The 11,815-nt window shown below is 67.4% G+C and carries 9 protein-coding genes; 5 read left to right on the top strand and 4 right to left on the bottom strand.

What is annotated here, in order from left to right; genetic code table 11:
* Nucleotides 1-252 (bottom strand): phosphoribosylformylglycinamidine synthase subunit PurS, encoded by a 252-nt coding sequence (gene purS, locus NVV90_RS02490; protein WP_207615945.1) that lies wholly within the window; start codon nt 250-252, stop codon nt 1-3.
* Nucleotides 253-563: 311 nt separating this feature from the next.
* On the opposite strand from purS, the gene NVV90_RS02495 reads away from it, so the two are divergent.
* The 4 genes from NVV90_RS02495 (at nt 564) to NVV90_RS20950 (ending at nt 7,865) form a co-directional block, all read left to right on the top strand.
* Entirely contained in the window at nt 564-746 is a 183-nt protein-coding gene (locus NVV90_RS02495) for a hypothetical protein (RefSeq protein WP_258439623.1), read from the top strand.
* A gap of 122 nt (nt 747-868) precedes the next feature.
* Nucleotides 869-1,159: a DUF1540 domain-containing protein gene (locus NVV90_RS02500; RefSeq protein WP_258439624.1), complete on the top strand. Its 291-nt coding sequence runs from the start codon at nt 869-871 to the stop codon at nt 1,157-1,159.
* Nucleotides 1,160-1,456: 297 nt separating this feature from the next.
* The gene (locus NVV90_RS02505; RefSeq protein WP_258439625.1) at nt 1,457-4,429 is read left to right on the top strand and encodes an exo-alpha-sialidase; all 2,973 of its coding nucleotides are present in this window, start codon (nt 1,457-1,459) and stop codon (nt 4,427-4,429) included.
* Nucleotides 4,430-4,763: 334 nt separating this feature from the next.
* A complete protein-coding gene (locus NVV90_RS20950; protein ID WP_309304112.1) occupies nt 4,764-7,865 on the top strand; it encodes a S8 family serine peptidase in 3,102 nt (1,033 codons plus the stop codon).
* A gap of 92 nt (nt 7,866-7,957) precedes the next feature.
* Here the strand turns inward: NVV90_RS20950 and NVV90_RS02525 are convergent, their stop codons facing one another.
* Nucleotides 7,958-8,539, bottom strand: a complete 582-nt coding sequence (locus NVV90_RS02525; protein WP_258439626.1) for an adenylate kinase — start codon at nt 8,537-8,539, stop codon at nt 7,958-7,960.
* A gap of 61 nt (nt 8,540-8,600) precedes the next feature.
* The gene (locus NVV90_RS02530) at nt 8,601-9,071 is read right to left on the bottom strand and encodes a pyridoxamine 5'-phosphate oxidase family protein (RefSeq protein WP_258439628.1); all 471 of its coding nucleotides are present in this window, start codon (nt 9,069-9,071) and stop codon (nt 8,601-8,603) included.
* A gap of 136 nt (nt 9,072-9,207) precedes the next feature.
* Here NVV90_RS02530 and NVV90_RS02535 point away from each other — a divergent pair, with 136 nt between their 5' ends.
* Entirely contained in the window at nt 9,208-11,409 is a 2,202-nt protein-coding gene (locus NVV90_RS02535) for an elongation factor G-like protein EF-G2 (RefSeq protein WP_258439629.1), read from the top strand.
* 33 nt (nt 11,410-11,442) lie between these two features.
* Here the strand turns inward: NVV90_RS02535 and NVV90_RS02540 are convergent, their stop codons facing one another.
* Nucleotides 11,443-11,811: a serine protease inhibitor gene (locus NVV90_RS02540; RefSeq protein ID WP_258439630.1), complete on the bottom strand. Its 369-nt coding sequence runs from the start codon at nt 11,809-11,811 to the stop codon at nt 11,443-11,445.
* Between the last annotated feature and the right edge of the window lie 4 nt (nt 11,812-11,815).

Below are 11,815 nucleotides of genomic sequence, written 5' to 3' on the forward strand. Positions count from 1 at the left end.
TCAGGCCTCGACGACCTCGACGTTGACGACGTCTTCGATAACCGGGTTGGACAGCAGGGTCTCGGCGGCTTCGCGGGCCTGGGCGAGGATGGCGTCGGTCACCTCGCCATCGACGGTCAGTTCGAATCGCTTGCCCTGGCGGACAGCGCTGAAGCTGGTGAAGCCGAGGCGGGGCAGTGCACCCACGATGGCCTTCCCCTGAGGGTCCAGAATCTCGGGCTTAAGCATGACGTCGACGACGATCCGGGGCATCCGGTAACTCCTGTGCGTGAGTTGGGTGAACCTTAAATAAGGGTGTCGCGGAGAAATGCCGTCTCACGCCGTTCAGCTGAATCCAAACAGTGTTCAGCAACAGTGTTCTTGAAAAACAGCATGAGGGGGGCGCTCCGCGAGCTTGCATGCCCATTCTACCGGGCGATCCGCCCATACCCTATTCACCGAAGATCCGTGAAGAGGCGCCGCCGAAATGACGCAAAAAGGAGTCCTGCCGCGGTTTTCGGGCGTTTTGGAAGCGCCCGACGGCGGCTCTGGCCTGCCGTGGGCTGCGTCACTAGGATGGCGGCATGGCGGAGAAACCGAAGTCGGTGGTGCTGGGTGTTGTGGTCGCGGCAGTCTTTGCGGGCCTTGGCGGCATGGTCTTCCAGAAGGTCAGAGCGGACAGGGCGGCCAGGGAGCAGCACGTGACGCCGCCGTTGGACGCTGCCACGCGGGCCAGGATCAGCGACGCCCTGCGCACTCCCAGATAGCCCTGAATAGCGCACGTACAAATGCGCTATTTGCGACGGTCAAACCCGCCCAATCCGGCGTACTTTGGACATACGCAGGGGCCCGTCCCTCGATTGAGCGTTCAGTACGACCAGGAGGAACCATGACCGAACATGTTGCCGAAGTTTCCGCCTGCAGTGTTGGCAGCTGCGGGTTCAACCACCACGGATGTACCGCATTTGGCATCACCATCGGCGGAACAACGGACCACGCTTCCTGCGCCACCTTCATTGACACCACTGCCATGGGCGGGCTTCCCAAGGTCCTGGCCCATGTTGGCGCCTGCCAGCGTGCGGAGTGCATCCACAACGAGCACCTCATGTGCGAGGCCCACGACGTCAAGATCGGCCCCGGTGCCGAGGCGGCCGACTGCCTGACGTACGAGCACGCCTGACACGAGCCAGAACAACAAACCAGAACACGATCCGCAATAGCGGGCACGCTTCCTCCCGACGAGGGCGTGCCCGCTTTTGCGTGCCCGAGGCACCCCGCGCACATCTGACGCCTCGTGGGTGCAGTCTGCGCCAAGAAATCACTTTGTTGCATGTTGCTCTGGAAATGTGATCGTCGGCGCCCTATGGTTGTAGGACGTTCGATGTGGCACGTAACACAATATCGCCGCAAGGCTCCGAGCCACTCGTTCGATCCCCGCAAGGCCGCCCAGCGCGGTACTACGAAAGGACGCTGGATCTTGAAATCCAAACGCACGCACTCCGGGCTTGCCACCGCCTGCCGCACTGCGGCCGCCGGTGCCCTGAGCCTCGGTCTTCTGGCCGGGCTTGGTCTGCCGGCCACCGCCGCCCCGATCCCGCCGAACAACCCGGCCGCGGCGCCCGGCGTCTTCACCGAGACCAACATCGGTGCCGACCGCACGGCTGGCAATTTCTTCTACCGGATTCCGGCCCTGGCGTACCTGGGCAACGACGTGGTGCTCGCCTCCTGGGACGGCCGTCCTGGCAGCGCAGCCGATGCGCCGAACGCCAACTCGATCGTGCAGCGACGCAGCACCGACGGCGGCCAGACCTGGGGTCCCGTGCAGGTCATCGCCGCAGGCCACGTGGGCGACGCCACCGGAGCGAAGTACGGCTACAGCGACCCGTCCTACATCCACGACGCGGAGGCCGGCAAGGTCTTCGCGTTGTTCGTGTACTCCAAGGACCAGGGCTTCTTCGGCAGCCAGTTCGGCAACGACGACGCCGACCGCAACGTGATCTCCTCCGCCGTGATCGAATCCTCCGACGGCGGCGTCACCTGGAGCCAGCCGCGCCTCATCACCAGCGTCACCAAGCCGGGCGCCAGCAAGACCAGCCCGGTGGCCGGTGACGTCCGCTCCAACTTCGCCTCCTCCGGCGAAGGCATCCAGCTCAAATACGGCCAGTACAAGGGCCGCCTGGTCCAGCAGTACGCCGGCGACGTCCGCCAGGCCGATGGCACCAACAAGATCCAGGCCTACAGCGTCTACTCGGACGATCACGGCGCCACCTGGCACAAGGGCGCCAACGTGGGCGACCGCATGGACGAGAACAAGACCGTGGAGCTCTCCGACGGCCGCGTGCTGCTGAACTCGCGCGACAATGCCAACCAGGGCTACCGCAAGGTGGCCGTCTCCACCGACGGCGGGGCCACGTACGGCCCGGTCACGCAGGACACCGAACTGCCGGACCCGGCGAACAACGGTGCCATCGCCCGCATGTTCCCGGCTGCGGAACCGGGTTCGGCCGATGCCAAGAAGCTCATCTTCACCAACTCCAACTCCAAGACCGGCCGTGAAAACGTCTCCGCCCGCGTCTCCTGCGACGACGGCGCCACCTGGCCCGGCGTCCGCACCATCCGTTCCGGCTTCTCCGCCTACTCCACCGTGACCCGGCTGGAAGACGGCACGTTCGGCGTGCTGTACGAGGGCAACTACACGGACAACATCCAGTTCGCGAAGTTCGACGACGCGTGGCTGAACTACGCCTGCGCCCCGCTGTCCGTGCCGGCCCTCACCACCGCGCCCGGCGCCACCAAGCAGGCAGCCGTCACGGTCGCCAACCAGGAAGCCACCATCCTTTCCGGCGCCAACGCCACGGTCTACACGCCCACCGGCTGGACCGCTACCACGGTTCCCGTCCCCGACGTCGCACCCGGCGCCTCGGTGACCGTCAACGTGGACCTGACCGCACCGGCGAACGCCAGCGGCCCGCAGAACCTCAACGCCGCGTTCACGACGGCGGATGGCCGGGTTTCCCAGTTCACCTTCACGGCCACAGTCCCTGCCGCCCCGCAGGTGGGCCTCACCATCACCGGAACTGCCCCGGCCCGCGACGTCGTCGCCAGCCCGTACCAGGCGGGCGACGTCCTGAGCTACACGTTCAACGTCAAGAGCACCGCCAACGTCACTGCGAATTCAGTGCCCGTCTCGGGCAACTTTGAGACCGGCTTCCTGCCGCCGGCCCCAGGCGCACCCAGCGTCCCCAACTGCCGGTTCAACAGTCTGGCCGCCGGCGCAAACTACAACTGCACCATGGCCAAGCACACGCTGACGGCCGAGGACATTGCCCGCGGCTATTTCGTCCCCGAGGCGAGCTTCACCGTCACGGCCAGCTCCACGCCGTCGCTCAGCAAGACGGTTCCGTTCACCGGTGCCGCCGTGGCACTGCGTGACGGACTTGTCTCCGCCACGATCACGGGCGCCCGCGGCGACGCCGGGCGCGATCTCGCCACCCACCCCTACGCCGCCGGCGACGCCTTCCCGTACACCTTCAGCGTGAGCAACACGAGCCCGCTCGTGGAAAAGGTGGTCCCCACCGCCGGCAACTTCAGCCCGTTCGTCCCTGAAGGTCCGGGCAACTGCCGCTACAGCGTGCTGCCGGCCGGCCAGGGCTACACCTGCGCGACGCCGCGCCATGCCGTGACCGCGGAAGAGGCCGCACAGGGCTTCTTCGTCCCGCAGACCACCTGGGAAGTCAGCTCCGCGGGCCAGAGCAGCAAGAACTACACCATCGACGGCGGCGAAGTGGACCTGAAGGTCCGCGACGCCAAGCTTGAAGGCACCGTAGCCGCCGAGTGGAACGACGCCAACGGCGACCGTTTCGCCAACGCGGGCGAGACCGTCACGTACACCTACACGGTGGGCAACGCCGGCAATGTGTCGTTGATCGGTCTGAGCGCACCGGACGCCTCGATCGGCGAGCCGAACCTGGCCGTGGGCGGGGCCGCGACGGCAACGCGCGAGCACGTCCTGACGGCAGACGACATCGCGGCAGGCCGCCTCGACGGCGTGTCGTTCGAAGCAACCGCTTCCAATGGTGCCAAGCGCGTTACGGCAACCGTGAGCGGCGGCGCACTGGTGCTCGCTCTCCAGCCGGCACGGCCGGAGGCGGTCCCCGTCCTGGACGTCCAGGACCTCGAGGAGCAGACGGCTCCGTTCGACCTGGGCACCCAGGACAAGTACCGCAACGGCCAGAAGGTGACCATGAAGGGTCTTGAATACGGCCAGTGGTACTACGTCTACCTCAACAAGAACAGCTACCGGATCGGCTGGATCTTCCCCACCACCGACAACACGGTTGAGTTCATCCTGCCCTCCGACGTGCAGAACGGCCGCGACGACGTGGTGGTGCTGGACAAGGATGGAAAGCAGGTCTCCTTCGATCGACTTCAGGTAACGCCGAAGGGCTAGCCGGGCCAGGACCCCTGCCGCGCGGCGGGGGAACAAGCAGCGGGGGAACAAGTGGGCGGGCCTGTGGATCTTCCACAGGCCCGCCCTTCTTGTCGCCGGACCGCACCGAATGTGACAAGACAAAAAAGTCGGAGCGTGCTTTGTGTCATATTTCGCTACTGATCGGTAGTGTGTGATCCGGCTGGTCTTTGCCTGTACGACAAGAACTGTCAAACAGCCGCTGATCGATCCCGGCGACGATGCCGGGATCTTCCCTTAGTGAAAGGTGCCATCAAGCGTGAAATCACAAGGAAAGAGCTTCGTGCGAAGCGGGGGACTTCGAAAGACCGCGGCCATTGCCGTGGGACTTCCGTTGCTCCTCTCCTCACTGGCTGTGGCTCCGGCCAACGCAGCCCCCGCGCCGGAATCGACCGTAGCCGGCGTGGCCGCGAAGAACCTGGACCCCAGCGCCTACCAGGACGGCCGTTACATGGTGGTCCTGGCCGAGAAGCCCGCGGCAACCTACGACGGCGGCACGCCGGGTTATGCGGCCACCAAGCCGCAGCAAGGCAAGAAGCTCGACGCCGGCAAGGGCGAGGTCAAGCAGTACCAGGCCCACCTGAAGCAGAAGCTCCGGGACGTGGCCGCGCAGGAAGGCGTGCAGGTCAAGCGCGAGTTCACCACCGCCGTCAACGGCTTCAGCGCGAACCTCTCCGCCGACCAGGCCATCAACCTGGCCAAGGACCCCCGCGTCCTGATGGTCGCCCCCGACACCCAGTTCGCCCCCGACTATTCCACCGCGGACTTCCTGAAGCTCAGCGGGCCCAACGGCACGTGGAACACGCAGTACGGCGGGCAGGACAATGCCGGCAAGGGCACCGTGGTGGGCGTGATCGATACCGGCTACACGCCGTCGAGCGCGTTCTTCGCCGGGGATCCCGTGCAGCCCCTCGTGGGAGACCCCCAGGTGGGCGTGCCGTACCGCACCGCGGACGGCAAGATCGCCATGCTGAAGGCCGACGGCGAAACGTTCGTCGGGGAATGCCAGACCGGCGAGGACTTCGACGGCACCGCCTGCAACTCCAAGGTCCTCAGCGCCCACTACTTCGCCGACGCTTTCCTGGAGACCGTTCCCGAGGCCAACCGGGCCCCCGAGGAACTGATCTCGCCCGTCGATGTGGACAGCCACGGCACGCATACGGCAAGCACGGCTGCCGGCAAGGCCAACGTGGAAACCACGGTGGACGGCCGCAGCTTTGGCATCACCAGCGGCATCGCCCCCGCGGCCAAGCTCTCCGTCTACAAGGTCTGCTGGGAGGATGACGACCCCAGCACGGGAGGCTGCTACGGCTCGGCCTCCGTCGACGCGATCGAACAGGCCATCCTGGACGGCGTCGACGTCCTGAACTTCTCGATCTCCGGTTCCACAACCACCACCACGGACCCGGTCTCGCTGGCGTTCCTCTCGGCCGCCTCGGCCGGCATCTTCGTGGCGGCATCGGCCGGCAACTCGGGCCCGGCCGCCAGCACGGTCAACCACGGCGCGCCGTGGATGACCACCGTTGCCGCCACCTCGTTTTCCCAGGAACTCCAGGGAACCATCGAATTCGCCGACGGCAGCAAGTTCCGCGGCGCCAGCATCATGAACCAGGAGGTGAACGGGGCCGGCGTGGTGCTGTCCACCAACGCTGCCTCGGGCACCGGCAACGCCGCCCTCTGCGCCCCCGGATCCCTGGACCCGGCCAAGGTTGCCGGCAAGGTGGTTGTCTGTAACCGCGGCGTGATTGACCGCACCGCCAAGAGCGCCGAAGTCCTGCGCGGCGGCGGGGTGGGCATGATCCTGGTGAACCTCAGCAGCTCCTCGCTGGACACGGACAAGCACGCTGTCCCCACGGTCCATGTGAACCCGCCAGCCACCCAGGCCATCAAGGACAAGGTGGCCGCCAACCCGGCCATCACCGTCTCCCTGCTGAACCATGACACCACGGGCCTGCCCGCCGAGGCCCAGCCGCAGATCGCCGGATTCTCCTCGCGCGGTCCGCTGCTCGCCACCGGATCGGACCTGCTCAAGCCCGATGTCGCGGCACCGGGCGTGGCCATCCTTGCCGGCGTCTCCCCCATCGGCACGGGCGGCGACAACTTCGGCTTCCTGTCCGGAACCTCCATGGCCTCCCCGCACGTGGCAGGCTTCGGGGCGCTGATCCTGGGCAAGAACCCGCAGTGGTCCCCGGCCATGGTGAAGTCCGCCATGATGACCACCGCGGGCGACGTAAAGCTCGCCGACGGTGCCAAGAACACGGACGTCTTCGCCACCGGCGCGGGCCAGGTTGATCCTGCCGCGGTCCTCTCGCCCGGCCTCGTGTACGACGCCGACACGGAGGACTACCTCGAGTTCATCCAGGGCACGGGGGTCGACCTCGGAATTCCGGGCCTCGGCAGCACCCTGCCGCGCAACATGAACGTCCCCTCCTTCGCGCTGGGCAACCTGGCCGGGAAGGTGGAGGTCACGCGCAGCGTGACGGCACTGGCCCCGGGCCTGTACCGGGCCACGGCAAATGTTCCGGGCGTCAACGTGAAGGTCACTCCGTCCGTGCTGAACTTCAGCGCGGCCGGAGAGACGCGGAGCTTCAAGGTCACGTTCGAGAACAAGAGCGCGGCCCTGGGCGCCTTCGCCACGGGCTCGCTGACCTGGCAGGGCGCCGGCAAGTCCGTCACCTCCCCCATCGCCGTGCGGCCCCAATCGGTCATCGTGGAGAAGAGCCTTTCCTTCACCGGCACCGGCCCCAACGGTTCTGCGGCGATCGACGTCGTCTCCGGCACCGGCTCGCCGGTGGCAGTGACGGTGGACGGCCTGTCCAAGGCGGATTCCTCGGCGATCGAACTGGTCCCGGGCCCGTTTGAGGGCAGCACCAACGCATCCAACTTCGTCAAGAAGGTCACGGTTGGATCGGGCAAAACCCTGGCGAAGTTCTCGGTCATTTCCTCCGATGAGGCCGCCGACTTCGACATGGTGGTCCTGACGCCCGCCGGCCAGCAGCTGGTCTCCGCCACCGGAGCAGCGAGCGAGTCGGTATCCGTTCCGAACCCGGCGGCCGGCGATTACTACGTCTTCGCCAACCTGTTCGCCAGCCCGGACAACCGGCCCACCAAGGCCAGTGTTGACGCCGCCATCCTCGGCGCCAACGAGGGCAACGCCACGGTGACGCCGAACCCGATCACGATCGCCAACGGCAAGTCGGGAACCATCAACCTCAACTGGAGCAACCTCACTCCGGGAACCTACATCGGCCGTCTCACCTTTGAAGGCGCCAGCGAGCCCACGTTTGTCACCGTAGTGGTGGCGGCCGGCGAAGCAGTGGTGGTGGCTCCCGCCGAGGAAGACCCGAAGAAGGGCAAGAAGAACAAGGGCAAGATCCACGGCGACGAGCCGGCGGAGAACCCGAACAACGCCATCTGAACCGGCGAGCCCAACCGGGCGACCCAACTGAATAGCTGAACACACGGCAGCGGCCGGCGGAGGATCCCGCCGGCCGCTGCTGTGCGTCCCGGCTACAGTTCCAGGCCCGTGCCGCGCATTGCGGCCACGATCCGCTCCGTGACGGTGCCGATGTCCCCGTCGCCGTCCACCTGCAGCAGGATCCCGCGCCCGGCATAGGCGGCCGCCACCGGCTCCGTTTGGCGGTAGTAGACCTCCAGGCGGTGCCGGATCACGTCTTCGGTGTCGTCGCTCCGGCCGCTGATCCTGGCCCGGGAAAGCATGCGCTCCACGAGTTCCCCGTCCTCCGCCGTCAGCTGCAGGGCAAGGTCCAGGCGCGTACCGAGGGAGGCCAGGATCCCGTCCAGGACCTCAAGCTGCTTGGTGTTGCGAGGGTATCCGTCGAGCAGGAAGCCGCCCCCGGCGTCGGGGTTGTGCAGGCGTTCGCGCACCATCGCATTGGTCACGCTGTCCGGCACGAAGTTGCCCTCGTCCAGGTATTTCCGGGCCTCAAGGCCGAGCGGGGTTGCGGCGTCCACGTGGGCCCGGAACATTTCCCCCGTGGAGATCGCGGGGATTCCGAGCCGCGCGGCGATCTGTTCCGCCTGCGTTCCCTTGCCTGATCCGGGAGGTCCGAGTATCAGCATGTTGGTCATGGGCGCCGGCTTTCGGATGGTTGTTTGGCCGGGTCACCAGCGTGGTCCAGCACGGACCGGTTCATTCCGCGCTGGCACGGGGAGCGTCATCGAGCGGCGTCCACCAAGTCCGCGGCGGAGCCACGGTGAAGCGCCGGCCGGTGATGGAATCCGCTGTGATGCGGATGAAATGGTCCTTTTCCCCGGCTTCCCACGGGAAGAGCAAGAGCGCCACCGTGTCCAGGACGTCTTCTATCCGCTCGATGGCGCCTGCCTTGCCTTTGACCACCACGCTCCATGCCACCCCCGTGTCGGGGTTGACACCGTCGGCCTCCATGGCGACAGGCACCTCGCCCAAGGCCGCCGCCAGTTTCGTTCCGGGTCCGGTCCTGAAGACCAGGGTCCCGTGGTCAACAGTGAAGTTGACCGGAAAAATATCGGGATGATCGTCAGCCCAGACTGCCAGCCGGCCCAAGGAAACCCCGCGCAGAGCGGCCCAACATTCATGGGGCTGAAGGTGTTCTGCCCCGGGAAGTGACGCATCGTTGCTCATGGCGCTGAGCCTACGCCGGGCCTGCAGGGGAATCCAGAGCAGGGAACAGCACCGGTGCCCTCTTGCCGTCCGGTGCCCCGAGGGTGTCGAATCTGTTAACGGGGGTCCGGTGGCGGGAACACAGCAGGAGGCACCCATGTCGACGAAAGGCTCAAACGGCCAGGCGAAGAATTTAGGGCGGTCCCCGTCCGAGTCCCAGCGGGGAGACGCGTCCGCCGTGCCCCGCATGGATGGTCCCGCGGGCATCCGCAACGTGGCCCTGGTGGGCAGATCGGGCGCCGGCAAGACGATGCTGGTGGAGGCCCTGCTGGCCGCCACGGGCGTCATTGCACGCATGGGATCGATCCCGGAGGGCACCACCCTGAGCGACTCGGACCCGGCCGAAGTCCACCAGCAGCGCTCGGTGGCACTCGCCGTGGTGCCGTTGTCCCTGGACGGGATCAAGGTGAACCTGATCGATACGCCCGGCTACACGGACTTTGTGGGTGAGCTGCGTGCCGGCCTCCGCGCCGCGGATGGCGCCCTGTTCGTGGTGTCTGCGAGCGATCCGATCGACGCCGCGACCACCGCTTTGTGGGCCGAGTGCGAGCGTGCCGGTATGCCCCGTGCCGTGGTGATCAGCCGCCTGGACCATCCGCGGGCAGATTACGACGCCGCCTTGGCCGCCTGCCGCGGGGCGTTCGGCGAGTCTGTGCTGCCGCTGCACCTGCCCGTGCGCAGCGACGGCGCTGTGACCGGACTGCTCGGGCTGCTGGCCGGGACCGTTTCGGACTACCGGAGCGCGGGACGCGCCGCGGACCGCCGCGCCGAGCGCCCCGCAGTGCGCCCGGCGGAGCCTGCCGAGCTGGCGGCCGCGGAGTCCGCCCGCGGCGCGCTCATCGAGGGGATCATCGCGGAGAGCGAGGACGAGACGCTGATGGACCGCTACCTCGGCGGTGAGGACCTCGCCCTCGAAACGGTGGTCGAAGACTTGGAGACCGCCGTCGCGCGGGGTTCATTCTTCCCGGTGCTGGCCACCTCGGCAGAAACGGGCGTCGGCATCGACGAGCTGCTGGAGGTACTCGGCAGCTCGTTCCCGTCTCCGCTCGAACGTCCCCTGCCGGCGGTGACGGACCTCGACGGAGTTCCGGCCAGGAAACTGATCTGTGACCCTGCCGGGCCACTGGCCGGCGAAGTGGTCCGCACCAGCATCGATCCGTTCCTCGGCCGGGTCTGCCTGGTGCGCGTCTTCTCCGGCACGCTGAGGCAGGATTCGGCCGTGCACGTTGCCGGTCACGGCCTGTCCGCCCGCGGGCACCAGGACCACGACGCCGACGAACGGCTCACGCACCTGCACTCGCCGCTGGGCTCAGCACTGCGGCCCACGCCGCAGTGCGTGGCGGGCGATATCTGCGCGATCACCAAGGTGGGCAGCGCCGAGACCGGTGATACGGTCTCGGCGAAGGAGCTGCCGCTCCTGCTGTTGCCCTGGGACATGCCTGAACCGCTGATGCCCGTGGCGGTCAAGGCTGCCTCGCGCAACGATGAGGACGCCCTGGCCAAGAGCCTGGGCAAGATCACGGCAGGGGACCCGACCCTGCGCGTGGAACGCAACGCCGAAACCCACCAGCTGATCCTGTGGTGCATGGGCCAGGCCCACGCCGACGTGGTGCTGGACCGGCTCCGTGAGCAGGGCGTGAAACTGGAGACCGTCGGCGTGATCACGCCGCTCCGGGAGACCTTCGCCGCGCCGGCCAGCGGCCACGGCCGGTACGTCAAGCAGTCCGGCGGCCACGGCCAGTACGCCATCTGCGACATCGACGTGGAACCGATGGAACGCGGTGCCGGCTTCGAGTTCATCGACAAGATCGTGGGCGGCGTGGTTCCCGGGCCCTTCATCACCTCCGTTGAGAAGGGGGTCCGCGCCCAGATGCAGAAGGGGGTGTCCGCCGGGTTCCCGGTGGTGGACATCCGGGTGCGGCTGGTGGGCGGCAAGGCCCACAGCGTGGACTCCTCCGATGCTGCATTCCAGGCCGCGGGCGCGCTGGCGTTGCGCGAGGCCGCGGCCGCCACACGGATCCAGCTGCTCGAGCCCGTCTCCGCGGTGACCATCACGGTTCCGGACGAGTTTGTGGGTGCCGTGATGAGCGATCTGTCCTCGCGCCGGGGGCGGCTGACCGGCACCACCTCGGCCGACGGCGAGGGTACCGAGATCAGCGCCGAGGTCCCGGACGATGAGCTGCTGAGGTACGTCGTGGAGCTGCGTGCGCTGACCGCGGGCACCGGCCGTTTCCGCCGCAGTTACCTGCGCCACGAGCCGCTGCCGCCCAACGTCACCCCGCCGGTCCTGAATGTGTGAGGGCGCCAGTCGCCGGCCGGAGAACCCCCAGCCCTAAACAGCTCCCGTGGATCCGGCCGTCCCGCCGAGCAGCGCGGCCATGGTGCGCCAGCGCGCGATCTCGCAGCCGTCCGTCCGGCTGAAACGGCTGTTGACCTTGCGGCCATGGAACCAGCCGGTCACCACCGCCACTTGCGGGCCGCCGTATTGCTGGGTGCAGAGCCGGAAGGGTTGGGGCTCCGGGAAGAAGATCTTCTCGCCAAACTGCTCGACGGCGGCCAGCGCCGCGGGCGCGTCGGGCAGGGTGGAGCCGGGCGAGAGGCGGCCGCCGGCGGCCCGGAGGGTGAACTCATGGACCAGGCCGCCGGGTGACTCTGTGAGCGTGACGGCCAGGTCGACGTCGTGCGGTTCGGCGGCAGTCATGGGT

The organism is Arthrobacter sp. CJ23 (genome assembly GCF_024741795.1).
Classification (GTDB): domain Bacteria; phylum Actinomycetota; class Actinomycetes; order Actinomycetales; family Micrococcaceae; genus Arthrobacter.